This window comes from Neptunicoccus cionae (assembly GCF_002860325.1).
GTDB classification, from domain to species: domain Bacteria; phylum Pseudomonadota; class Alphaproteobacteria; order Rhodobacterales; family Rhodobacteraceae; genus Amylibacter; species Amylibacter lutimaris.
Map to the genome: position 1 here is coordinate 12,598 of NZ_PKOJ01000002.1, position 24,275 is coordinate 36,872.

The following is a 24,275-nucleotide window of genomic DNA, read 5'->3' on the forward strand; positions in this document are numbered from 1 at the left end:
ATTTTTAGTGCCTGTTAAGGTTGGGGACAAGAAACTTCAACACACAGGCCCGATTAACCGGCAAATCCCCCTGTCGGACGCTTACAGCTTGCATTCACCTCAGGCTTCGCTATACCCGCCCCATCTTCCGCAGATTTACGTTCACGCGGATGCCTCTCGTACCGGGGGGCGGAAGATTAACCCGGTTTTGAAGCACGCTTACATATGGTGATAAAATGGCGCTCTACGAGCACACATTTATTGCGCGTCAGGATCTTTCCAACGCGCAGGCCGAAAGCCTGATCGAGCATTTCGGCGCCGTTCTGACAGACAACGGTGGTAAAGTTGTCGAGAACGAATACTGGGGCCTGAAGACTATGGCCTACAAAATCAACAAAAACCGCAAGGGCCACTATGCCTTCCTGAGAACAGACGCCCCTGCGCCGGCTGTTGCAGAGATGGAACGCCTGATGCGTTTGCACGATGACGTAATGCGCGTTCTGACCATCAAAGTTGATGAGCACGAAGAAGGCCCATCCGTTGTAATCCAAGCTAAAAACTCCCGCGACGAACGTCGCCGCGAACGTTAAGAAAGGACGCTAAATCATGGCTAACAAACCATTTTTCCGTCGTCGCAAATCTTGCCCGTTCTCTGGCGACAATGCGCCGAAGATCGACTACAAAGATACGAAACTTCTGCAACGCTACATTTCCGAGCGCGGCAAGATCGTTCCGTCCCGTATCACCGCAGTCTCTGCCAAGAAACAACGCGAGCTGGCTAAAGCCATCAAACGCGCACGGTTTCTGGCCCTGCTGCCCTATGCTGTGAAGTAAGGAGAAAATCCATGGATGTTATCCTTCTCGAACGTGTGGCCAAACTGGGCCAAATGGGTGATGTAGTTTCCGTAAAGCAAGGTTACGCCCGTAACTTCCTGCTGGCCCAAGGCAAGGCGCTGCGCGCCACCAAAGGCAACATGGAAAGCTTTGAAAACCGCAAAGCCCAACTTGAAGCACAAAACCTCGAAACCAAAAAAGAAGCCGAAGCAGTGGCTGCGAAACTGGACGGACAACAGTTCGTTGTGATTCGCTCCGCATCCGATTCCGGCTCGCTTTACGGTTCTGTTTCCACACGGGACGCAGCAACTGCTGCTACCGAAGCCGGCTTCACAGTCGACAAGAAACAGATGGTTCTTGAAGCTCCGATCAAGGAACTGGGCGTACACACCATGAAAGTGGTTCTGCACCCTGAAGTCGAATGTTCCATCGAAATCAACGTTGCCCGTTCTGCCGAAGAAGCCGAACTGCAAGCCTCCGGTAAATCCATTCAGGAACTGGAAGCAGAAGCAGAAGCGGAAGCAGAATTCGAAATCGCCGAACTGTTCGACGATATCGGCGGTGCTGCGCTCGACGATCTGGAAGACAATGTTCCGGCTGCCGAAGAAGAGGCAACCGGCGAAGAAGAAGAGCCAAAAGCTTAATCTTCCCGACTGTTTTTCAGTTCAGAACAAATTTGAAAGGCCCGCTTTAACCAGCGGGCCTTTTCTTTTGTCCGGTTCGTGGCAGGGTGCCCTATCCCGCCATCCTCGAGATGGTTTCGCTCAGGCGACGGGCATCCGCAATTGCCTTGCTCAGGCTTTCCACCCGCGCCGGATCAGACCGCAGTGCAGCAGCCACCTGCCCCTCTTGGGTTGGGGACAGTTTCACGCCTGCGGCTTGTGCCTTGCTGCGGGCTGCAATCAGGTCGGATTTGGCGCGGCTGTGTTCGCCCCGCAACCGGGCAAGTTCGGCCGTTAATCGCGCGTTTTCTGCCTGTGCGCGATCCACCTCTGCCTGACGGGTGGCGACCCGTCGGTCATAGGTGCCGTTGCTGGCTCCGGCCACACCGTTAAAGAAACCGCCATCGCCGGGATCTTCGGAGGTGACACATCCGGCGAGGATCAGTGCAGCCGCTGCCATTGTGAACAGGTTGGATACAGTCATGACTTGGTCACACCTTTCATCTGATTAGCCACAGATTTCATCGCGGCAATCCTTTGCGACAGCAGCGCGATTTCGTTATCGATTCCGGTTGCCTGCCCTTTGACCAAGCGCAGCGAACGGGTTGATTTGAATTCCTTTTCCCATTTCTGCGCTCCCTTGATTGCCTTGCTCATGTTATTGAGATTGGCCTTGGCCTGTTTCAGCTCCTTGCGTATCTGCCGCTTTTTCGCACCCGAAGCCCGCAGCGTGTCCAACTCGCTTTGTTGAAAGGCTACGACCGCCTGCATTGTCGCGATTGAGGCTGCAAGTTCCTGATTGGCGCGGTTTACATCGTCGCGTATCCGTTCCAGCCGCAGTTCCTTGCGGCGGTATTTCTGCTGAAGCCGCGCAACATAGCTGCCCGCCAGCGCACCCGATCCAATGCCGATCTGCACGCCGGAATTGTTATCGTTGCTGCTCAACATATCCGCCAGCAACCCGACCGCTGCCCCCGCGACGATCCCTTCCGCCATGGTGCGCTGAAACGCCTTTGCCTGCCGCGCCAGTTCCGCTTCGCTGTAGTGGCTGGCCGCAGATTTCGGTTGGTTGCGAGTGAGCGGCGGGTCTTCACCAAGGGCGCGGGTACGCGCGCCCTGCGCAGCTGCCGTTGTTATCTGGAGTGTGATCAGGGCTGCAACCAGCCCTGCAAGAAACAATCTAAACATAACAAAACCCTTCCGGTTCGTTGCGTTACCCCCAAGGTACGGCGAGAACAGACCGGATAGAAATGCCAAAGATCACTGTTTTTCCGATCCGCTTCCTTTTCCGATCCGCTTCCTTTTCCGATCCGGTCACTTTTACGTTTTGATGCTATCGCAGTTGATTTTTTCGGCTAAGCTCGGGGGAATTATCCAACCAATTCTCTTTCCGAAACCTTTGGGAGTTTTACTATGAAGATCATTGCAACCATCGGCTCCGGCCTGCTCGGCCTGTCCATTGCCACTGCTGCACTGGCTGCCGGCGATGGCAACAGCAGTTCTACGCCAACTGAAGCCGCTTGCAAAAAGAAGGGTATGGTACTCGACCCGAAAACCGAAAAATGTGTTGAGGCTGAACGGGGCATGTTCCCCGATGAACTTCTTTATATCAACGCGCGCAGCATGGCCTATGACGGCCAGTATGAAGACGCGATCCGGCTTTTGTCGCTTGTTCGGGAAAAGGATGACCCCCGTGTGCTGAACTATCTGGGTTTTTCCCATCGCAAGCTCGGCGATTTGCAAACCGCGCTGATTTATTACCAACGGGCCTTGGAAATTGATCCCGATTACATCCTCGCCCGCAGCTATATGGGTCAAGGATTTGTGGCAGACGGCAATATGGAAGGCGCACGACAGCAGCTCGGCGAAATCCGCACCCGGGACGGTGAATCATCCTGGGCTTATGTCATGTTGGAAAACGCGATTGAAACGCGCGTAACCTATTAAGGCCATAACAGGCCGCCCTTTGATTTTCCGTGACAAATCCCTTTTGCGCGTCCTATCAATACTGACACGCAAAAGGGACAAAACTCGTGACGAAGACCGGAATGGACCAAAGCCTGAACGTACTCGGAGAGGCACTGAAGCCTTGCTCCACAGACCCGATGACCGGCTTTTACAGGGACGGTTGCTGCAATACCGGACCGGCCGATCATGGTAAACATACGGTGTGTTGCCTGATGACGGAGGCGTTTCTCGCCTTTTCCAAATCCAGAGGAAACGACCTGTCTACCCCCCGCCCCGAATACGGCTTTCAGGGATTGAAACCGGGGGACCGCTGGTGTTTGTGCGCTGACCGTTGGGTTCAGGCCGACGCTTTTGATGCTGCGCCTCATGTTGTATTGGAATCCACGCATATCAATACGTTAGAGACCATCCCGTTTGAAATCCTGCGCCAGCGTGCTTTGGATATGAACTGAACCGGCAATGACCGGACGGGTCAATCTGGCGCTATCCGGTGAAAACTCTGGCCCTATGAAACAGGCGCATTTTGCCCCTTTCCTATTGTCAGATAATCACGCAGGGTACGCCCCAAGTGACCCCCTCTTACAGACCCAGAAAGGTGCCCGTCATGGATGCGATAACCACCAACGACATCGAAGAAATTATTGAGACAGACCGTGCCCACGTGTGGCACCACCTGATCCAGCACAAGCCTTTTGAAACCATCGACCCCAAGATCATTGTAGAGGGTAAGGGCAACCGTGTTTGGGATGCCCGCGGCAAGGAGCACCTTGACGCTGTCTCCGGTGGTGTCTGGACCGTCAATGTCGGCTACGGCCGCGAACGGATCGCCAATGCGGTGCGCGACCAGTTGGTCAAAATGAACTATTTCGCCCAAACTGCCGGGTCTATCCCCGGGTCTATCTTCTCCAAGATGCTGATCGACAAGATGCCCGGCATGAAGCGTGTGTATTATGCCAACTCCGGTTCGGAAGCGAACGAGAAAGCTTTCAAAATGGTGCGCCAGATCGCCCATTCCAAACATGGCGGCAAGAAGTACAAAATCCTTTACCGCGAACGGGATTACCACGGTACGACGATTGCCTGCCTGTCCGCTGGCGGTCAGCCGGAACGTAACGCTCAATACGGCCCCTTCACACCCGGTTTCGTAGAAGTGCCCCACTGTCTGGAATACCGCAACCAGCACGGCGTCACAGCCGAGCAATACGGCGAGGCTTGTGTCAAAGCCACAGAAGAAGTGATCCTGCGCGAAGGCCCCGATACAATCGGTGCCATCTGTCTGGAACCGATCACTGCAGGTGGCGGTGTTATCGTTCCACCCAAAGGATATTGGGAAGGCATTCAGGCGCTTTGCAAGAAATACGAAATCCTGCTGCACATTGACGAAGTCGTTTGCGGCGTAGGCCGGACCGGTACTTGGTTCGGATACCAGCACTACGGCATCCAGCCGGATTTCGTTTCTATGGCAAAAGGCGTGGCATCGGGCTATGCGGCGATTTCCTGTCTGGTGACAACAGAGGAAGTGTTCAACAACTTCAAAGACAATGTGGACGATCCGCTGAACTACTTCCGCGATGTTTCTACCTTTGGCGGATGTGCTTCCGGTCCGGCAGCCGCGATCGAGAACATGAAGATCATCGAAGAAGAAAACCTGCTGCAAAACACTATCGACACGGGCGAATATTGTTTGGGCAAGCTGGGCGAACTGATGGACAAGCATAAAGTCATCGGCGAAGTGCGCGGCAAGGGCCTGTTCCTTGGTGCCGAACTGGTAGCAGATCGCGACAGCAAGGAACCGATGGACGAAAAGAAAGTCGCGGCCGTTGTCGCTAACTGTATGGCGCAAGGGGTGATCATCGGCATGACCAACCGCTCCCTGCCCGGCCTGAACAACACACTCTGCCTGTCACCTGCCCTGATTTCGACGAAAGACGACATCGACGAAATCACAGGCGCTATGGACAAGGCACTGGGCGAAGTTTTCGCTTAAACGCCGGCTAGGCGGATGAAACGAAGGGCTGCTCCTTACGGGGCAGCCTTTTTCAATTACGGGAAGAAGGTGCTGGGCGATCGGGTTCAAAGATAACTCCCCCCTGTGCACTATGTTATTTACTCTGAGTCACTGCTCCCCTGTCTCGGTGTGGCTATCCACCAAATATTTCCACAAGGATCCGTAACACCGGCCATCCGCTCCCCGTGTGGTCGCATATTCGGTTCCATTAGACATTCAGCCCCGGCATCTAATGCCCGCTCAAATGCTTGATCTGTGTTGTCCACGTATAGATGCATTTGCGATGTATTGGCCGGATAGATGTCTGTACTTTCATTCAACATGACAAGCGAATTGCCTATTCGCAGCCTTGCATGCTGGAGACTGCCATCATCGTATCTGCTTTCTTTCGTCACAATCGCTCCGAACGCGGTTGTCAGAAACTCTATCAGTCGATCCGCGCCAACCACCGTGAAGTACGGTGTAATCGACTGGTGTGCCCCTTCCGTTCCGGTCCTGTCGTTCATGTCGAACTCCTTATAAAGGTGTGCGTTCCCAATGCAGCACCGCCTGCGATTCTGGAACGCTGCCTCTGTTACCTACAACACCCATAGAAAAAAGGCCCGTCCTTCGCGGGACAGGCCTTTCTGAATAACCCTAAAACGTCCTAGCCCGCGACGGCGTTCAGCAACAGGAACACGACACCGGACAGGATTGAGGCTGCAGGTACGGTGATCACCCAAGCCGCGATGATGGTCAGGAAGTGGGACCGGCGCACCAGTTTGCGGTGTTTGCGCTTTTTCTTGTCCGCCTTGCCCGCTTCGGTCTCGACAACTTCCTTTACCACCTCTTTGTTGTGGGTCACACGCCAATGGGCTTCACGGAAGAAACCTACGCCGAAAACCGCACCTACAGCGATATGGGTAGAGGATACAGGCAAGCCAAGCCAGCTTGCCACGATCACTGTGATCGCTGCGGAAAGCGCCACACAATACGCGCGCAACGGGTTCAGCTTGGTAATCTGCTGGCCCACCATGCGGATCAGTTTCGGACCGAACAGCAGCAGGCCGAACGACAGGCCGAACGCCCCCACAATCATCACCCAGAACGGGATCGACACTTTGGCAACCACTTCCGAAGCCTCGGCCGTGTGCACAATAGCAGCAAGAGGACCGATGGCGTTGGCAACATCATTCGCACCGTGGGCAAAGGACAGCAAAGCCGCCGCACAAATCAGCGGCAAGGTGAACAGGTTGCGTACAGTATCCTTTGAGTTCTCTTTGCCTTCGGACTGTTTGCGGATCATCGGATGAGAGATGAAATAGAACAGAACCGCCGATACAGCGCCAATCAGAAGCGCGTATTGCAAATCAATCGCGACGATTTTTTTCAGCCCCTTCACCGAAAGGTAAGTGGCAAAAGCCCCTGCCATAATCGCGATCAAAATCGGCACCCATCGGCGGGCTGCGGTTATCTTGTCCTTTTGATCGGACACTTGGGATTTGATCAACCACAGGAACAGGGCTGCAATGACACCGCCCAGCACGGGCGAAATCACCCAGCTTGCGGCGATCTGGCTCATTTTCGGCCAGTTAACTGCGGCAAAGCCAGCCGCAGCAATCCCTGCGCCCATCACCCCACCCACAACCGAGTGGGTGGTCGAAACCGGCGCACCGACCCAGGTGGCAAGGTTCACCCAGACAGCAGATGCGATCAGCGCTGACATCATTGCCCAGATAAAGATGCGTGGTTCCGAAACAGCAGTAGGATCGATAATTCCCTTGGAGATCGTGCCGACCACATCACCACCAGCCAGCAACGCACCCGCGCTTTCGAAAATGGCAGCGATAATCAGCGCACCGCCCATAGACAGCGCATTGGCCCCCACAGCAGGGCCAACGTTGTTGGCCACGTCATTGGCGCCGATGTTCAGCGCCATATAAGCCCCGAGACCGGCGGCCAGCGCGATAATCAGGCCATTGCCTGCCCATCCGAACGCCAGACTGGTCAGCAGGATCGCAACCACAATGAACACCCCGCCCAATGCGGGGGCCACCAGTGGTTTGCGAATGGCATAGTTGGCATTTTCCAACAAGACACGGCTACCGAGATCCCGGTCGAGTGTCTTGTTAGGGCGAGCTGATTTGACCATGAGAGTCCTCCACGAAAGCGGCGATTCCCGCAAACGCGACCGCTATATGAATCTTTTGTAACAAAGATGTGACGATGTTCGGAAAATTCCAGAGATTTTCCTGATTGGCGCGGGCGGGCGCCGGATCATTGCTGATCCGGATCTTCCTTGCCCACACCTTTGAAAACGAATTTGAAGGGCAAAGCCCAGGCCACGCCAAGCACGATGTAGATCAGCAGTTCCACCAGCATGGGAAACCTCGGGATTGCGTTCATCACTGTCACAGCGATAACGCAATAAATCGGCAACCACACAAGCAACAGAACCAAAGACCAGCGCCGGCGCGCCTTATAGGACAATGCCATTCAAACGTTCCTTAGTCAGCAAACGGGTCAGTCACGAGGATCGTGTCTTCCCGCTCGGGTGAGGTAGAGAGCATGGCAACCGGACAACCGATCAGCTCTTCCACGCGACGCACGTATTTGATCGCCTCGGCGGGCAGATCGGCCCAGGACCGCGCTCCTTCGGTGCTTTGGGACCATCCGGGCATTTCTTCGTAGATCGGTGTGCAACGGGCCTGCTGGTCCGCAGCCGTTGGCAGATAGTCCAGACGTTTGCCATCCAGATCGTAAGCCACACAGATTTTCAACGTATCAAAACCGTCCAGAACGTCGAGTTTGGTCAGGGAGATCCCTGTAACACCCGAAGTTGCGCAAGTTTGACGGACCAGTGCAGCGTCAAACCAGCCGCAGCGGCGCTGACGACCTGTAACAGTACCAAATTCGTGGCCCCGCTCCCCCAGACGTTGACCGTCTGCATCTTGCAGTTCGGTCGGGAACGGGCCTTCGCCCACGCGGGTGGTATAGGCTTTAACGATGCCAAGGACATAATCAATGGACCCCGGCCCGATGCCCACACCGGTCGCCGCCTGCCCTGCAATCACGTTAGACGAGGTCACAAACGGGTAGGTACCGAAATCAATGTCGAGCAACGCGCCTTGCGCGCCTTCAAACAGGATTCGCTTGCCTGCCTTGCGCTCTTCGTTCAGCACTTTCCAGACGGGTGCTGCATATGGCAGGATTTCCTTGGCAATCTCGCGCAGTTGCGCGATCAGCCCGTCGCGGTCCACAGGCTCGATGCCAAGCCCTTTGCGCAGCGGATCATGGTGCTGCAACGCACGGTCAACACGTGCAATCAGGGTCGCCTCGTCTGCCAGATCGGCAACACGAACAGACCGGCGGCCTACTTTATCTTCATAAGCCGGACCGATGCCGCGCCCTGTGGTGCCAATCTTGGTCCCCTTGGAAGCCGCTTCTTCCCGTGCGCGATCCAGTTCGCCGTGAATTGGCAGGATCAATGGCGTATTTTCCGCAATCATCAGGGATTCGGGGGAGATTTCCACGCCCTGCTCCCGAATCTTGGCAATTTCCTGAACCAGATGCCAAGGATCAAGCACCACGCCGTTACCGATTACCGACAGTTTTCCACCGCGCACCACACCGGAGGGCAGCGCGTTCAGTTTGTATACCTTGCCGTCGATGACCAGAGTGTGGCCGGCATTATGGCCGCCCTGAAACCGTGCGATGATGTCCGCACGCTCTGACAACCAGTCAACAATCTTCCCTTTGCCTTCGTCACCCCATTGTGCGCCGACAACTACTACATTGGCCATTTTGGCTGCCTCTTGATGTCTAAAAAACCCTACCCCGTATAACGACCCAACGAAGCGGCTGAAACACCAAAAACGTCACAGGTTGCTGTTAGTTGAAAAAACTGCTTCAAATCCGGCATGACAGATCACAGCCCGCTCAACCCCGACTATAAAATTGATGTTGCTCGTTCCTTTGCAAAACAGGGCATGATGGAAACACTGAACGCCGAACTGACAGAGGTTTCTGCCGGAACGGTTACAATAACCGCGCCGATCGGGCCACAAACCTCCCAGCAGGACGGCTTTGCCCATGCCGGTTTGCTCTGGACGGTCGGTGACAGCGCTGCGGGTTATGCCACTTTATCCCTTATGGGCGCGGAAGAACGGGTTCTAACCGTCGAAATGAAGATCAACCTTCTCTCACCCGCAGTGGGTGACACGATTACAGCCGTCGGGCGCGTCATCCGCTTCGGGCGGAATCTGTGCACTTCGGCGGCGGAAATTTATACCCACGGGCCAAACGGTAAAAAACATGTGGCAACCATGATCGGCACCACAACCCGATTGCGCCCTGACGGTTGAACCATCGCGCCCTGACGCCCATGTGCAAATCATCGCCAGAGGGGGGCACTTCCCAATAGACACCCCCAGCACAATCCGTTAGACACCCCCCGAAGCCGGCCGATCCGGCCCACAGGCACAAAATCCGAGACCGCACATGCAGAACATCGTCCTTGTTATCCTTCTTATTCTGGCCCTGAGCCTGATTGTGACCGTGCTGATGCAGCGCTCCGAGGGTGGTGGACTTGGCATTGGCGGCGGTGGCGGCAACATGTCAGGACGCCCGCCAGCAACACCCGCAGCCAAATTCACCTGGATTTTGGGCGCCGGTTTCATGGCTGCCAGCCTTGCCCTGACAATCATCGCAGCCCGCGAAGACGGGAACAATTCGCTGCTGAACGGCGATCTGACAGCGCCTGCTGTCTCCCAGTCCGAAGACAGCACGACACCGCTTGGCGGCAACCTGCTGCCTCCTTCGGCAACAGATGGTCCGGCCACACCGCCTAAAGCGGAAGACTGACCCTATAAATAGTTGATCTATGCCCGTGCTCCACAAGATCATGGGCAAAACACCCTAAAATCAAACATGAATCAAAGTGGCAGGTCTTGCTTTGCCACCCCGAATCCCGTTATCCTTAAACCCCGTGAGTAGCGGGGCTGAACAGGTTATCGGCCCACTAGTTTTTTTCTGACACGGGAGCTTTCCAGTCTATGGCGCGTTATATTTTCATCACCGGTGGCGTGGTTTCATCCCTTGGCAAAGGTCTGGCCTCTGCGGCATTGGGTGCCTTGCTGCAAGCCCGCGGCTACTCGGTGCGTCTGCGCAAACTGGACCCCTACCTGAACGTCGATCCGGGCACCATGTCCCCGTTTGAACACGGCGAGGTTTTTGTGACCGACGACGGTGCGGAAACTGATCTGGACCTTGGCCATTACGAACGTTTTACCGGTGTGGCAGCCCGCAAAACCGATTCCGTGTCTTCCGGTCGGATTTATTCAACCGTTCTGGAAAAGGAACGGCGCGGTGATTATCTGGGTAAAACCATTCAGGTGGTGCCTCACGTGACCAACCAGATTAAGGAATTCCTTGAAATCGGCGATGATGAAGTCGATTTCATGCTGTGTGAAATTGGCGGCACCGTGGGTGACATCGAAGGCCTGCCCTTTTTTGAAGCCATCCGCCAGTTCGGCCACCAGCGTCCGCGCAACAACTGCATCTACATGCACCTGACCCTGCTGCCGTATCTGGCAGCCAGCGGTGAGTTGAAAACCAAACCGACACAGCACAGTGTGAAGGAACTGCAATCCATCGGGATTGCGCCGGATGTGCTTGTGTGTCGCTCCGAACACCCGATTCCCGATAAGGAACGTGAAAAACTGGCGCTGTTCTGTAACGTGCGTCCTGAATCCGTGATCGCTGCCTATGATCTCGGCTCGATCTATGATGCGCCACTGGCCTATCACAAAGAAGGTCTGGATCAGGCTGTTCTGGATGCCTTCGGCATTACCCCTGCCCCGAAACCGAAACTCGCCACCTGGAAGGACGTGTCCGACCGCGTACACAACCCCGACGGGACCGTGCGCGTGGCAATTGTCGGGAAATACACCCAGTTGGAAGACGCCTATAAATCCATTGCAGAGGCACTGGTACACGGCGGCATGCACAACCGTGTGAAGGTCAAGATTGAATGGGTCGATGCGGAACTGTTCGATACACAGGACCCTGCGCCCTATCTGGAAGGTTTCAACGCTATTCTGGTGCCCGGCGGTTTTGGCGAACGGGGCACGGAAGGCAAGATCAAAGCGGCTGAATTCGCCCGCACACGTAAGGTGCCCTACCTCGGCATCTGTCTTGGCATGCAAATGGCCGTGATCGAGGCAGCGCGCAATCTGGCAGGGCTGAAGGATGCGGGCTCTGAAGAATTTGACCACGAAGCCGGCAAGAAACGCTTTACGCCTGTGGTCTATCACCTGAAAGAATGGGTGGAAGGCAACCGCACGATCCAGCGGGACGCAGATGACGATAAAGGCGGCACCATGCGTCTGGGCGCCTATAACGCCACTTTGAACGAAGGATCGCAAGTCGCCAAAATTTATGGCGCTACCGCGATTTCAGAACGCCATCGCCACCGCTATGAAGTGGATATAAAATATCGCGACGACCTTGAAAAATACGGTCTGGAATTCTCCGGTATGAGCCCGGACGGCCGCCTGCCAGAAATCGTCGAGTTCAAAGATCATCCGTGGTACATCGGCGTCCAGTTCCACCCCGAACTGAAAAGCAAGCCGTTCGAGCCCCACCCGCTGTTCCGTGACTTCATCAAAGCCGCGGTAGAACAGTCCCGGCTGGTATAGCTCCGCGGCAGGAGCGACAAATTTCAAAATTTGCGGCGCAGGGCCCCAAGCCTTGCGCCGCTTTTTTTTCAAGCGGTTTCCACCGGATTTTACCCCCACGGTTGAATTGAGAAAGCTTACCTAACGTCAACAATTTATGTTACGCTATGTCTTTAGCCAATTATCGTTGGGAGGGCATAATGGCAAAATCACCTAAGCTTGAAAAAATTAAACTATCAAAACTAGACGACATCATCCAAGCAAATGATCCTTACACAAAATATGATGACAAAGGTGGACTTGATCTGGCCGTCATCGGAGGGAGCATTTCCGACTTTTCTTTGGAAACCAAGGGTAAAAAGAAGATCATTCTAACCGATGAAACCGGCGATGTGTTCGAATTCAAGAAAGTCGAAACACTGTTGTTCGACGGCGGAACGCCGGGGGATAGCACAGATGATGTAATTTACAATCTGGACCTCGGAACATTCACTTCACTGGATACCACTTTGGATTCGTCCGGTTTAACCGGGACTGGCAACATGCTGGTCGGGAGCGGCATCCCCGGATCGGATTTTGTCGTCACACGACAGGAAGACAGCGGTGTCGAACTTGGGTTAGGCATCCGTTACCGTCAGGGTCCGGCAGTAGACGCTGCCTCTGTCGACAATGACGGTGCCATCCGCTTCGAGGTGAACACTGGCGGCCAGTCTACTGCAAACGGATCTTCCGGCAATCACGCAGGACGCGCTGCGTGGAGCTTTCAGTATTCGGCAATTACCGGTCTGAACGGGGAAACCACCGACCTGTCGGATTTCACATTTGTTTTAAAAATAGACACGGATGTAACCGAAGGCACAGACTTCCGCGTCCTGACAATGGAGCCAACCAGCTTTCCGAACGCCACCGGATTTATCTGGGTGGATCAGGACGGCACCCCCACGATCGCAGACGATGGTGGCAATGGAAATGTCGCGCAGAATTCGCAAAATTTTGCCTTTGGCTTCGTCAACCATTTCATCGATGCGGATCCGGACACACCAGGAATGCAAGGTTATGCCACTTCAGGTTTCACCGAAGCGGAATTTGATATCATTCTGGAAGCCTACGATGGAAGCAAACTTATCGCCGACACCCATATCGTCGTCGATGTGATTGACATGTAAGTGAACGCGCCGGGGAAAATCCCGGCGCCTTTTCTCTTGCCCGCACGCAATGCTGCCCCTAATTGTAAAGCATGTTTCAAGCTCTGATAGACCTCTTCACCGTTCCTGATGCCCGTGCCGATCTTCAACCCGAAGACGCACGTGCTGCTTTGGCCACCTTGCTTGTGCGGATTGCCCGTGCAGACGACCATTATGATCCGGCAGAGCACCAGATGATTCTGGATGTGCTACAGGATCGTTACCAACTTGGTCTGGAAGCGGCCGAGCAGTTGAAAGCAGATGCAGAGCGGCTGGAGTCCCAAGCACCTGACACCGTGCGCTTTACCAAGATCGTCAAGAATGCCGTCCCATACGAGGAACGTATCGGCGTGGTAGAGGCGCTTTGGCGTGTGGCTATGGCAGACGGGCAGCGGGACCATGAAGAGGACGGTTTCCTGCGTCTGGTGGTAAACCTGCTGGGTGTGAACGACCGCGACAGCGGGTTGGCCCGCCAAAGGGTGATTGCGTCGCTCGATAATGGCTAAAATTTCTAAAACTTGCGGCTGCTGGCTTTGTGCCTGTTTCAGCCTGATAAATCCGGCCCTGCGATTTGCTGATCGTCAGGGCCGGATTTGTTTTAAGGCTTGTTAAAAGAACGCTTGAAGGCCGGTTTGCGCACGGCCAAGGATCAGCGCGTGCACGTCGTGGGTGCCTTCATAGGTGTTAACCGTTTCAAGGTTCATCATGTGTCGGATCACCTGAAACTCCTGCGAAATTCCGTTACCACCGTGCATGTCCCGCGCCATCCGCGCAATATCAAGCGCCTTGCCGCAGTTGTTGCGCTTGATGATGGAAATCATCTCCGGCGCTGCATTTGCGGCATCCATCAGGCGCCCCACTTGCAAGGCAGCTTGCAGGCCAAGTGTGATTTCGGTCTGCATATCCGCCAGCTTTTTCTGGAACAATTGGGTTTGCGCCAGCGGTTTGTTGAACTGCTTGCGGTCCAGCCCGTATTGCCGCGCTGCATGCCAGCAGAACTCCGCCGCCCCCATTGCGCCCCACGCGATTCCGTAACGGGCACGGTTCAGACAGCCAAACGGCCCCTTGAGACCTTCAACATTCGGCAAAAGCGCATCGTCCGGCACTTCGACACCGTCCATCACAATTTCACCTGTGATCGACGCACGCAGGGACATCTTGCCTTCGATCTTGGGTGCAGACAGCCCCTTCATGCCTTTCTCCAGCACAAAGCCGCGAATTTTACCGCCGTGTTCGTCCGATTTGGCCCAAACCACAAAGACATCCGCAATCGGCGCGTTGGAGATCCACATCTTGGTGCCGTTCAGCACATACCCGCCCTGCACCTTTTCGGCGCGTGTTTTCATTCCGCCCGGATCAGAACCGGCATCCGGTTCTGTCAAACCGAAACAACCGATGGATTCACCACTGGCCAGTTTGGGTAGATACTTCTTGCGCTGTTCTTCCGAACCATAGGCATAGATCGGGTACATCACCAAAGAGGATTGCACCGACATCATGGAGCGGTAACCGGAATCGATCCGCTCTACCTCTCGCGCGACCAGACCATAGGTTACATAACCCGCGCCAATCCCGCCGTATTCCTCGGGGATAGTCGTGCCCAGCAAGCCCATCTCGCCCATTTCACGGAAGATTTCAGGGTCCGTAGTTTCTTTTGCGAAAGCCTCGATCGCGCGCGGGGCGAGCTTTTCTGTCGCATAGGATTTGGCTGCATCGCGGATCATCCGCTCTTCTTCGTTCAGTTGGGATTCCAGCAGCAGCGCGTCCTCCCACTGAAACGACCCCAAATCCGGTTTGTCTTTTGCCTTCAGGCTTGGCGCTTGCGCGGTCATGATGTCACTTCCTGCTATTATATATAATTTGCTGGTCAAAGGGGTAAGGCACCACCGCCCGATTGGCAAGTGTGCCCGCAGCGCTGTTCTATCCGCTTGCCTGCCCCTGCCACTCTGTGCAAGCTGTGGCCAAACAACTCTTACAGGTGAATTATGAAAATCGGTATTCTGCAGACTGGCAGATCCCCCGAACAGCTTGTGGCCGAGCACGGCGAATACGGTGAAATGTTTCAGACCATGTTGGCAGACCGCGGCTTTGACTTTCAAACCTATGATGTAATTGAAAGCCGATTTCCCGAGAACATTGACGAATGTGATGGCTGGATCATCACCGGTTCGAAGTTCGGCGCTTATGAAGACCACCCCTGGATTCCCCCGCTCGAATCACTGATCCGCACGCTGCACAAGGCAAAGCGGCCACTGATCGGCGTTTGCTTCGGCCATCAGATCATTGCCCAAGCTTTGGGCGGCAAGGTCGAAAAATTCAGCGGCGGCTGGTCTGTAGGGCGCGTTGATTACCCGATGAGCGACGGACGCACCCTGCCCCTGTTTGCATGGCATCAGGATCAGGTGACAACACCGCCTCCCGAAGCTGTGACAGTGGCAAGCACAGAGTTCTGTAGACATGCAGCGCTTACAATCGGGGATCACATCTACACCATCCAGCCCCACCCCGAATTCAAGGCAGGCTTTGTCGAAGGGCTGGCGATGACGCGGGCGGTCGGAGTTGTGCCCGAACCCCAGCGGCTCGCTGCAATTGAAAGCACCAGAATGCCTGTATCCCAAACGGAAATGGCCGATCTCTTTACTGCAATTCTTAAAGGAGCCATGGCTCATGGATGATAGTTTGAAATGGATCGAAAAGATCCCGCAGGCTGCTCAGGACTATATCGCCAACCGCCGTCTTGAAGAGGTGGAGTGTATTATCTCGGACACCACCGGCATCAGCCGCGGCAAATGCATGCCCGCGCGCAAATTCGGTCGGCTGGATCCGATGTATCTGCCCGACAGTATTTTTTATCAAACCGTAACAGGGTCTTACGTCGATATCGAAAACATCGAAAACCAGTATACCGAAGGGGATATGGTGCTCTCGCCGGATTTCTCTTCGGCAACGGCGGCGCCGTGGACCGGCGATGTGACGCTGCAGATCATTCACAACGTAACGGATGTCCACGGCGCGCCCATGCCTCTGGTGCCGCGCAATGTGCTGCGCCGTGTGTTGTCCTATTACGAGGCCGAAGGCTGGGAACCCGTGGTCGCACCGGAGATGGAGTTCTATCTTGTCGCCCGCAACACGGATCCGAACCAGCCTGTCGTGCCGAAACTCGGCCGCACCGGACGGCCTGCCGCCTCCATGCAAGCCTATTCCATGTCTGCCGTGGACGAATACGGCCCCGTGATCGATGATATTTACGACTTTGCCGAAGAACAGGGATTTGAAATTGATACGATCATACAGGAAGGCGGTGCAGGTCAGGTTGAAATCAACCTGAAGCACGGCCATCCGATAAAGCTCGCCGATGAAGTATTTTACTTTAAACGGCTGATCAAAGAGGCCGCCTTGCGCCACGATTGCTATGCAACTTTCATGGCCAAACCGATGGGCGACCAGCCCGGTTCGGCCATGCATATCCATCATTCCGTTCTGGATAAAGAAACTGGCAAGAACATCTTCAACGATGCCCAAGATCAGGCGACACCCGCTTTCGGTCACTTCATCGCCGGCCTGCAAACCCACCTGCCCGCCGCCACCCCCTTTATCGCGCCTTATGTAAACAGCTACCGCCGCTACGTGGCGAATTTCTCGGCGCCGATCAATCTGGAATGGGCCGAGAACAACCGCACGACTGGTATTCGTGTTCCAATCTCGTCACCGGAATCCCGTCGGGTTGAAAACCGCGTGGCTGGCATGGATTGCAATCCCTACATCGGGCTCGCCGCATCTCTGGCCTGCGGCTTTCTGGGCATGAAAAACAAGCTTGAACCGAGGATCGCAGCTTTGGGCGAGGCTTATGACGCGGATCGCGACATCCCGCCCACCATGTATGAAGCCCTGACCCTGCTCTCCGAAAATGACGAACTGGCTGAAATGATGGGACCGGAGTTCACTGCCGTCTACACAGCTGCAAAAAACAAGGAGTACGACGAGTTTCAGGAGGTCATCAGCCCGTGGGAACGGGAACACCTGTTGATGAACGTCTGATGGCTTTGAACCTTCTCCACGCCAATGACACGGCCGGCGCCTACCCCCAAAGCTGGTACGCAGCAACCGCGAATACCCTGCCCCCCTTCCCGATACTGGAAGGGGACCACAATGCGGATGTCTGCGTCATCGGCGGCGGGTTCACCGGATTGTCAACCGCGCTGCATCTGGCTGAACGGGGCTTTCGCGTTTCCCTGCTGGAGGCGCAACGGGTCGGTTGGGGGGCCTCGGGGCGTAACGGTGGTCAGGTCGGTTCCGGCCAGCGCCGGGACCAGATGGATCTTGAAAAAATGGTCGGGCCGGATGATGCCCGCCATCTGTGGTCCCTATCCCAAGAGGCCAAAGCACTGGTTAAATCCCTTTCCGAAACCCATGGCATAGATTGCGCCCACAAACCCGGCGTGGCCCATGTGGACTGGAAAGCCGCCGATGTTCCCCACGAACACGCCTATGCAGAACACCTTGCGAAAACTTACGGTTACACGGACATCACGCCGCTGGACCGTGCGGCTGCTTGCGATCTGCTTGGTACCGAAGTTTATCATGGTGGTACGCTTGATATGGGCGCGGCCCATATTCACCCGCTAAACTTTGCGCTGGGACTGGCCGGTGCAGCACAAAAGGCAGGTGTAACCATTTTCGAACGATCCGAAGTCACGGGCATCGAACAAGGCGACCCGGTCATCGTTACGACGGCACAGGGTAAGATCAACGCCAAACATCTTGTGGTGGCGTGCAACGGTTACCTTGGCGGATTACATGAAAAAACTGCTGCGCGTGTGATGCCGATTAACAATTTCATCGTGGCGACAGAACCGCTCGGGCAGGATGGTGCAGAGGCGCTGATTTCGCAGGATGTGGCGATTGCAGACAGCAAATTTGTGGTGAATTACTATCGCCGCTCCGCTGACCACCGATTGTTGTTTGGCGGAGGGGAGACCTACAGCTACCGCTTTCCCAAGGACATCCGCGCGCTGGTGCGCAAGCCCTTGCTGGAAATCTACCCGCAACTCAAAGACGTGAAACTCGATTACGCATGGGGCGGCACGCTAGGGATCACCGTGAACCGGATGCCCTATTTCGGAAGGATCGCACCGAATATCCTGACCGCTTCGGGGTATTCCGGCCACGGCGTCGCGCTCGCCACGCTGGCGGGCCGGATCACAGCGGCGGCAATTGCCGGACAGGCCGAAGATTTTGATGTCATGTCCCGCGTTCCGACTTTCCCTTTTCCGGGCGGACGCGCCCTGCGCTACCCGAACCTTGTGCTCGCTATGTCATGGTATGCGCTGCGGGACCGGCTGGGGCTGTGACGCCCCGGCTCTTTTTGGTTCAAATATCCGACCCCGCCCTAGCTGCGCAAACGATGGCCCGCAGGATCAAACGGTGGCTCTGCCAGAATGACCGCGCGGTGGGGACGGCCCAACACCGCCACATCCAGCGCGGTTCCCGCTGCCGCGTGGGCCGTGTTGATGAAAGCGAGCGCACAGGAGGCATCAACGGTATAGCCGTAAGCCCCTGAGGTGATGCGCCCTACAGGGGTTCCGTCCGGCAGGAAAATCGGCTCCCCGCCTGAACTGTCAGCGTCCTGCGTATCTATCCGCAAACTGACCAGTATCTCCCGTGGCGGCTTGTCCATGATCGCAGCATAAGCGTCACGGCCCAGAAATTCCGGTTTGTCCATCTTCACCAACCGCTCGAAGCCTACTTCCTGCGGCCAGTACTCCGGCGAATATTCGCGGCTCCACGAGCCGTAGCCTTTTTCGATCCTCAAAGCGCCAAGCGAGCGGCTGCCCACCGGCACCACGCCAAGATCCAGCCCTGAATCAAACAACGCATCCCAGAGTTTTATCTGATCCGCCTCTGCCACATAGATTTCCCAGCCCAGATCTCCCGTGAAAGACACCCTGATCCCGATCGCCTCGATTCCGGCAATGGTAAAGCGGCGGGAGCGCATGAACGGCCAGCTGGTGTTTGACAGGTCTTCCTGTGTCAGACGTGCCAGCAATTCGCGGGATTTCGGCCCCGCAACGTTTACACCGCAATAGGCTTCGGTCACGATGGAAAACTTCACGGTATCCGGCAGCGGTACCATCTGGAAATAGCGCTGGTGATAACGTTCGGCCATGCCAGTGCCGACCATAAAAAAGTGATCTTCGGCCAGTTTAGTGATGGTGAAATCCCCCGCGATCCCGCCCCGAAGGCCCAGCATCGGTGTCAGGCAGGAGCGGCCAACCTCTGTCGGGACGTGGTTCGCCACCACACGGTTCAACCAGTCGGCAGCACCCGCGCCGGTGATCTCGTATTTTCCGAAATTTGATATATCAATCACACCGACATGTTCCCGCACGGCACGGCATTCCCGCCCGACAGGCTCGAACCAGTCCTGACGGGTAAAGCCATAGCTTTCGCGCCCTGTCTCCCCCTCTCCGGCATACCAGAGCGGATGCTCCCAGCCGTAGTTCAACCCGTGCACCGCCCCCATTTCCTTTTGACGTTGATAAAGCGGGCGCAACCGCGTTTCGCGTCCCGCCTGCCGTTCCTCATAGGGGAAATGGATGGCAAAGCGGTTGGCGTATTGGTCTGCCACTTTCTCCATCGTGAACTTGCGATCCGCCCAAGGACCAAAACGGCTGAGGTCCCAAGGGAACATGTCAAATTCCGGCTCTCCCTCTACGATCCATTGCGCCGTCATCAGCCCCAGACCACCGGACTGGCTAAAGCCCGGAATGATGCCGCAGCAGCAGAAATAGTTCCTGAGTTCGGGCACCGGCCCGTAAAGCGCGGCGCTGTCGGGGGACCAGATCATCGGCCCGTTTATGACCCGTTTGATTCCGGCTGTGGCTGCCACCGGAACCCGCTCCATTGCCCGCTCCAGATTTTCCATAATCCGGTCGAGGTCTCCGTCAAACAGCTCATGCCCGAAATCTTGCGGAGTCCCGTCTTCGGCCCAGAATTTAAGGTGTTTCTCGTAGGCGCCGATCAGCAGGCCGTTGCCTTCCTGACGCATGTAATATTCCCCGTCCCGATCCGCCACCGAAGGCAGACGCGTGTTCATTGCGGCAATTTCGGGGATGGTTTCCGTGACAAGATACTGGTGTTCAGTCGGTTGTAGCGGCAGGTTGACGCCTGCCATTGCCGCCACTTCCCGCGCCCAGAGCCCGCCCACATTCACCACCAACTGCGTGTGGATATTGCCTTTGGGCGTCTCTACGATCCAACTACCGTCAGGCTGCGGCCGTGTTGCCGTTGCGGGACAGAAGCGGTAAATCTCCGCCCCCATCTGACGCGCGCCAGCGGCATAGGCCTGTGTCACACCGGACGGGTCCACATTGCCGCCGTCCTCTTCAAACATGATGCAGCGCACCCCGTCGAGGTTTAGCAGCGGGTTCTTTTCAAGAGCCTGATCAGGGGTAAGTTCGTAGAATTTCTCACCGAAATACCGTGCCTTGGATTCCTGCAAACGCAGTTGGTGTTCGCGCGCTTCGGTTTGGGCCAGATAGATGGAACCGGGCTGAAACACACCACAGCCCTGTCCGGTTTCCCGCTCCAGTTCCTTGTAAAGGTTCATCGTATAATACTGGATTTTCGAGATATTATTGTTGTCATGCAGCCCGTGCAGGTTCGCCGCTGCGTGCCATGTGGAACCGGAGGTGAGTTCGTCCCGTTCAAGCAGAACCACATCCTTCCAACCCAGTTTGGCGAGGTGATACAGGATAGAGCAGCCCACCAGACCGCCTCCGATAACAACAGCTTGTGCGTGAGATTTCATTTGCGGGCTCCTGGGAAATTCGGCGCGGTGGAAATTGAGTATTTCGGGAACATTGAAGGTGATTTCAGCTTTCACGCCCGAATGATTTTAACGTGGAGTGAAGCTCTTGCGCTTCCGCGAGTCCTGCTTCGAGCGCGTAGATATATGCATGGGTCAGGTAAAAGCAGCCCCGTGTTTCATCTTCCGCCAGTGCAGCTTTTCCGGCTTGGCGATAAAGCCGCACCAGAGCGCTGTTGTCCTTTGCGTTATGTGCCGCAAGCAGAGCCTGATCGAGCGGAGTCACTTTTCAGCCTCGACCGTTGCGCCGATTAGCGCATCTGCCACCCACTTGTGGAACAGGTGGGTCGGCCCGTCCATCACAGGCGAGAATTTACCGCCGTCAAAAAACGGGGCGTGCCGTCCCTTTTGCATGCCTTCCACTACGAATATGTCTTCCTTAAAAACCTCTTTCCACTGCGCAGTATTCTTTTCACGCAGGGGCGCGAACTGCGGAGAAGTCGCTTCCGGTTGGGCGTAGAATATTTCGACATGCTCGCGGGTTTTATCGAGAGAAACGGGTTCGAGCAAAATGGCGAAGTAATGGTCACGGTGAACCCCCAGCAACACGTTGGGAAACACGCTGACATATTCCGCGCCCGTGTCCCATTCTGACCCGAGTCCTTCGAAGTCCGGAAAGACCGTTTCGTTATCGCCTGCAAGCTGACGGTACACCAGTGTGCCCTGCCCCGCGTAACGATCCGCTTTGGTGATGTTGTAGTGATCCTCCAGCCGCGAGTAACTGTTCAATCCGGGGTGAACCCAAGGCAGGTGGTAGCTTTCGCAGTAATTCTCTACCGCAAGCTTCCAGTTGCAGGAAACTTCCAGACGAAAAGAACTGTCGTCCCCCGCATGATACAGCGGCTTTTCAAACATAGACCAGCGCGCCATCAGGTCTTTGTGGACCTCCTCAAACGGAGCGGCTTTGCCCGATACATTCACATAAACAACGTCAAGCCAAACATAACTGCTGATTTCGATCAGGCCCAATTCATCCCGCTTGATGTCTTCGTGAACATTCTGCCCCGGCCCGCCCACATGCGGGGTGGAACGCAGGCGGCCGTCCAACCCGTAGCACCAGCTGTGATAGGGGCAGCGGATTGTACCGCGGATGTTGGCAGGTTTGTCGATCAGGATCATGCCGCGATGGCGGCAGGTGTTCTGGTAAACACGGACCCGCCCTTCGTGATCCCGCAGGATCAGCAGCGGCACGCCGAGGAAGTCAACGGGTTTGGCATCGCCGGAACGGGGCACATCCTTGGCAAATCCGATACCGGACCAATTATCGAACAGTACAGATTTCCGTTCCTGATCAAAGACATCCTGATCTGTGTAATGGGCGTTTGGCAGCCCGCGTGCCAATGCGACGTCTTGCGTTACTGCATTCAAATCCGAAAGAGCGATTGTCATCCTGTCACCCGTCCCAATATGGTTTCCTGCTGTCGACTATGATTGTGAAAAAGTCGAAGTGCCAATATCGAGAAACTTGTTTTTGAGATGAAATCAGCTCACGTGACGTGCGCACATCCAATCGTACAGGGTTCTTGTAGCTTCGGGCATGTCGGGGTTGGCTGCGATCAGGTAATATGCCCCCGGAGCCGCGCAGCTATGTTCATCCAAGGGCACCAGCGCCCCCTGTTCCAAAAGCGGTGCTGTCAGCTTGCGCCAGCCGAGCGCCAGCCCCGCCCCTTCCTGAGCCAGTTGAATAGCGATGGAGTAGTTGTTTACCCGACGTGCAGGCGCGATGGGGCCGTGATATTTCATCATATCAAACCACACGGCCCATGTGGTCCAGTTCTCGTTGCGGGCGTCCATGTTGATCAGCGGTTCTCTGGCGAGTTCTTCAAGGCTTGCACCCTGCAGCCGTTCCGCCAGAGCCGGTGTGCAAACCGGCACCAGTTCATCCCCGAATAAACGTGTGTGTTCCGGTTCCCTTGGCGGCACCAGACGGTATTCGATTGCCAAATCCGCGTGGATCGGCCTTTGCAACAAACGGTCCGAGATCTGTTGGTTGATCTGAATGCTTTCGTATTCCCGCCAGAACGAAATGATCCGCGGTGTGAGCCAGAGAGACGAAACCGCCGTGGTCGTCGCAATCTCTACCTTCGGTGTATCCGCCTGATTGCGCAGCGAGGCCGTTATGGCCGCTATGTCACGAAAACTGTGGCTGAGCACGGCAAACAGCCTCTCGCCGTCATCCGTGAGGGTCACAGACCGGTGCCCGCGTGTAAACAAGGCCAGTCCCAGCCATTTTTCCAAAGCCTTGACCTGATGACTGACGGCACCCGGCGTAACGTTCAACTCGGCCGCAGCCTCGTTGAAGGCACCGCGACGTGAGGCTGCCTCGAACGCACGCAACATGGTGAGCGGCGGCATGTCATAGGGTTTGGATCGCATCGGCGCACCTGCACACAAATAGGTTGTCAGAACAGGTTACACATGTTTGCAGCGGGTTCAATCAGCCAATGGCTCCCGCAGTTGCGGACCTTCGACGCGACCTGAATTCACCTCAAGCCCGACGCGGTGACGGGCGAAATAGGACGGATCGGCAGACTGCATTAATGTGGCAGCGCCTTTGCCTTCCTCTCCGAGCCAGAGACCGAAGTTTTCCGGTTTCACAGTAACCGGTTCACGGTGGTGGACTTCGGCAATGTCCGCACCCGCTTGGGTTGTGACCATCGCGCAAGTAACGGAGCGCTGGCCATCTGCTCCTGTCCAGACCTGCCAGATACCGGCAAAGGCCATCAGCGGATCTTCTGACGCATAGATATACCAGGGTTCCTTGCCTTTGCCCTTCTCGCGGTGCCATTCGTAAAACCCGTCAGCCGGAATAAGACAGCGACGGCTGCGTACCGCTTCGCGAAAAGCAGGCTTCTCGGCAATGGTCTCCGCTCGGGCGTTGATCAGTAGTGGGCCGTCACTTGGAGTTTTGTACCATTTTGGCAAAAATCCCCAACGCATTGGCACCAGATGGCGTGCACCTTCGTGGAGCACAGCCACCGGGATATCCTGAGTGGGGCAGATGTTATAGCGCGGTTGCTCCCACTGAGCAGTGATTTCTGTCGCGCCGAACCAGCCAGCGACAGCATCCGTGGGAAGGGTCAGGGCAAAGCGGCCACACATGTGGTTCCTCCTGCG

Annotated in this window: 26 protein-coding genes; 14 read left to right on the forward strand and 12 right to left on the reverse strand. The window is 55.8% G+C overall.

Going from position 1 to position 24,275, the window contains the following annotated elements:
* The first annotated feature begins 215 nt into the window (after positions 1-215).
* Genes rpsF through rplI form a run of 3 tightly spaced genes read left to right on the forward strand, consistent with a single transcriptional unit; the run spans position 216 to position 1,457 of the window.
* Positions 216-569 (forward strand): 30S ribosomal protein S6, encoded by a 354-nt coding sequence (gene rpsF, locus C0U40_RS05935; RefSeq protein WP_101654863.1) that lies wholly within the window; start codon positions 216-218, stop codon positions 567-569.
* Between the two features lie 16 nt (positions 570-585).
* Positions 586-813, forward strand: coding sequence for a 30S ribosomal protein S18 (rpsR, locus tag C0U40_RS05940; protein ID WP_069299854.1), 228 nt, complete (start codon positions 586-588; stop codon positions 811-813).
* An 11-nt stretch (positions 814-824) separates the two neighbouring features.
* Positions 825-1,457, forward strand: coding sequence for a 50S ribosomal protein L9 (gene rplI, locus C0U40_RS05945; RefSeq protein ID WP_101654864.1), 633 nt, complete (start codon positions 825-827; stop codon positions 1,455-1,457).
* Positions 1,458-1,548: 91 nt separating this feature from the next.
* Here the strand turns inward: rplI and C0U40_RS05950 are convergent, their stop codons facing one another.
* Positions 1,549-1,959 carry a hypothetical protein gene (locus C0U40_RS05950; RefSeq protein ID WP_101654865.1) on the reverse strand — a complete coding sequence of 137 codons (411 nt, stop codon included), beginning with the start codon at positions 1,957-1,959 and terminating at the stop codon, positions 1,549-1,551.
* Positions 1,956-2,663: a hypothetical protein gene (locus C0U40_RS05955; RefSeq protein ID WP_101654866.1), complete on the reverse strand. Its 708-nt coding sequence runs from the start codon at positions 2,661-2,663 to the stop codon at positions 1,956-1,958. The genes C0U40_RS05950 and C0U40_RS05955 overlap by 4 nt, the downstream gene beginning before the upstream one ends.
* 225 nt (positions 2,664-2,888) lie before the next feature.
* Between C0U40_RS05955 and C0U40_RS05960 the strand changes: the two genes are divergently transcribed.
* From C0U40_RS05960 to C0U40_RS05970, 3 genes are all read left to right on the forward strand, one after another.
* A complete protein-coding gene (locus tag C0U40_RS05960) occupies positions 2,889-3,422 on the forward strand; it encodes a tetratricopeptide repeat protein (RefSeq protein ID WP_101654867.1) in 534 nt (177 codons plus the stop codon).
* 101 nt (positions 3,423-3,523) lie between these two features.
* Positions 3,524-3,895 carry a DUF2237 family protein gene (locus C0U40_RS05965; RefSeq protein WP_101654868.1) on the forward strand — a complete coding sequence of 124 codons (372 nt, stop codon included), beginning with the start codon at positions 3,524-3,526 and terminating at the stop codon, positions 3,893-3,895.
* A gap of 152 nt (positions 3,896-4,047) precedes the next feature.
* Positions 4,048-5,430: an aminotransferase family protein gene (locus C0U40_RS05970; protein WP_101654869.1), complete on the forward strand. Its 1,383-nt coding sequence runs from the start codon at positions 4,048-4,050 to the stop codon at positions 5,428-5,430.
* Between the two features lie 119 nt (positions 5,431-5,549).
* On the opposite strand, the gene C0U40_RS05975 is transcribed toward C0U40_RS05970, so the two are convergent.
* The 4 genes from C0U40_RS05975 to C0U40_RS05990 form a co-directional block, all read right to left on the reverse strand.
* Positions 5,550-5,957, reverse strand: coding sequence for a VOC family protein (locus C0U40_RS05975; RefSeq protein ID WP_101654870.1), 408 nt, complete (start codon positions 5,955-5,957; stop codon positions 5,550-5,552).
* Between the two features lie 140 nt (positions 5,958-6,097).
* Positions 6,098-7,582, reverse strand: a complete 1,485-nt coding sequence (locus tag C0U40_RS05980; protein WP_101654871.1) for an inorganic phosphate transporter — start codon at positions 7,580-7,582, stop codon at positions 6,098-6,100.
* 125 nt (positions 7,583-7,707) lie between these two features.
* On the reverse strand, positions 7,708-7,926 hold the full coding sequence (locus C0U40_RS05985; protein WP_101654872.1) for a DUF2842 domain-containing protein: 219 nt from the start codon (positions 7,924-7,926) through the stop codon (positions 7,708-7,710).
* A gap of 11 nt (positions 7,927-7,937) precedes the next feature.
* Complete coding sequence (locus C0U40_RS05990; protein ID WP_101654873.1) at positions 7,938-9,233, reverse strand: adenylosuccinate synthase; 1,296 nt, start codon at positions 9,231-9,233, stop codon at positions 7,938-7,940.
* A 117-nt stretch (positions 9,234-9,350) separates the two neighbouring features.
* Here C0U40_RS05990 and C0U40_RS05995 point away from each other — a divergent pair, with 117 nt between their 5' ends.
* The 5 genes from C0U40_RS05995 to C0U40_RS06015 all read left to right on the forward strand — a co-directional run bounded on the left by C0U40_RS05995 (position 9,351) and on the right by C0U40_RS06015 (position 13,797).
* Entirely contained in the window at positions 9,351-9,794 is a 444-nt protein-coding gene (locus C0U40_RS05995) for a PaaI family thioesterase (protein ID WP_101654874.1), read from the forward strand.
* Between the two features lie 136 nt (positions 9,795-9,930).
* A complete protein-coding gene (secG, locus tag C0U40_RS06000) occupies positions 9,931-10,293 on the forward strand; it encodes a preprotein translocase subunit SecG (protein WP_101654875.1) in 363 nt (120 codons plus the stop codon).
* A 191-nt stretch (positions 10,294-10,484) separates the two neighbouring features.
* Positions 10,485-12,128, forward strand: a complete 1,644-nt coding sequence (locus C0U40_RS06005; RefSeq protein WP_101654876.1) for a CTP synthase — start codon at positions 10,485-10,487, stop codon at positions 12,126-12,128.
* Between the two features lie 179 nt (positions 12,129-12,307).
* Positions 12,308-13,273: a hypothetical protein gene (locus C0U40_RS06010; RefSeq protein WP_101654877.1), complete on the forward strand. Its 966-nt coding sequence runs from the start codon at positions 12,308-12,310 to the stop codon at positions 13,271-13,273.
* Between the two features lie 71 nt (positions 13,274-13,344).
* Positions 13,345-13,797: a TerB family tellurite resistance protein gene (locus C0U40_RS06015; RefSeq protein WP_101654878.1), complete on the forward strand. Its 453-nt coding sequence runs from the start codon at positions 13,345-13,347 to the stop codon at positions 13,795-13,797.
* Positions 13,798-13,899: 102 nt separating this feature from the next.
* Here the strand turns inward: C0U40_RS06015 and C0U40_RS06020 are convergent, their stop codons facing one another.
* On the reverse strand, positions 13,900-15,123 hold the full coding sequence (locus tag C0U40_RS06020; RefSeq protein ID WP_101654879.1) for an acyl-CoA dehydrogenase: 1,224 nt from the start codon (positions 15,121-15,123) through the stop codon (positions 13,900-13,902).
* A gap of 153 nt (positions 15,124-15,276) precedes the next feature.
* Between C0U40_RS06020 and C0U40_RS06025 the strand changes: the two genes are divergently transcribed.
* The 3 genes from C0U40_RS06025 to C0U40_RS06035 are packed head-to-tail and all read left to right on the forward strand — an operon-like array spanning position 15,277 to position 18,642.
* Positions 15,277-15,966 (forward strand): type 1 glutamine amidotransferase, encoded by a 690-nt coding sequence (locus C0U40_RS06025; protein WP_101654880.1) that lies wholly within the window; start codon positions 15,277-15,279, stop codon positions 15,964-15,966.
* Positions 15,959-17,329: a glutamine synthetase family protein gene (locus tag C0U40_RS06030; RefSeq protein ID WP_101654881.1), complete on the forward strand. Its 1,371-nt coding sequence runs from the start codon at positions 15,959-15,961 to the stop codon at positions 17,327-17,329. The genes C0U40_RS06025 and C0U40_RS06030 overlap by 8 nt, the downstream gene beginning before the upstream one ends.
* Positions 17,329-18,642, forward strand: coding sequence for an NAD(P)/FAD-dependent oxidoreductase (locus tag C0U40_RS06035; protein ID WP_180957632.1), 1,314 nt, complete (start codon positions 17,329-17,331; stop codon positions 18,640-18,642). Before C0U40_RS06030 ends, C0U40_RS06035 begins: the two co-directional genes overlap by 1 nt.
* Before the next feature lie 38 nt (positions 18,643-18,680).
* Here the strand turns inward: C0U40_RS06035 and C0U40_RS06040 are convergent, their stop codons facing one another.
* The 5 genes from C0U40_RS06040 to C0U40_RS06060 all read right to left on the reverse strand — a co-directional run bounded on the left by C0U40_RS06040 (position 18,681) and on the right by C0U40_RS06060 (position 24,260).
* Positions 18,681-21,101: a GcvT family protein gene (locus C0U40_RS06040; RefSeq protein WP_101654882.1), complete on the reverse strand. Its 2,421-nt coding sequence runs from the start codon at positions 21,099-21,101 to the stop codon at positions 18,681-18,683.
* 64 nt (positions 21,102-21,165) lie between these two features.
* Positions 21,166-21,384 carry a hypothetical protein gene (locus C0U40_RS06045; RefSeq protein ID WP_101654883.1) on the reverse strand — a complete coding sequence of 73 codons (219 nt, stop codon included), beginning with the start codon at positions 21,382-21,384 and terminating at the stop codon, positions 21,166-21,168.
* On the reverse strand, positions 21,381-22,547 hold the full coding sequence (locus C0U40_RS06050) for an aromatic ring-hydroxylating oxygenase subunit alpha (protein ID WP_101654884.1): 1,167 nt from the start codon (positions 22,545-22,547) through the stop codon (positions 21,381-21,383). The genes C0U40_RS06045 and C0U40_RS06050 overlap by 4 nt, the downstream gene beginning before the upstream one ends.
* A gap of 93 nt (positions 22,548-22,640) precedes the next feature.
* A complete protein-coding gene (locus C0U40_RS06055) occupies positions 22,641-23,534 on the reverse strand; it encodes a LysR substrate-binding domain-containing protein (protein WP_101654885.1) in 894 nt (297 codons plus the stop codon).
* Positions 23,535-23,591: 57 nt separating this feature from the next.
* Complete coding sequence (locus tag C0U40_RS06060; RefSeq protein ID WP_101654886.1) at positions 23,592-24,260, reverse strand: SOS response-associated peptidase; 669 nt, start codon at positions 24,258-24,260, stop codon at positions 23,592-23,594.
* Positions 24,261-24,275 lie beyond the last annotated feature (15 nt).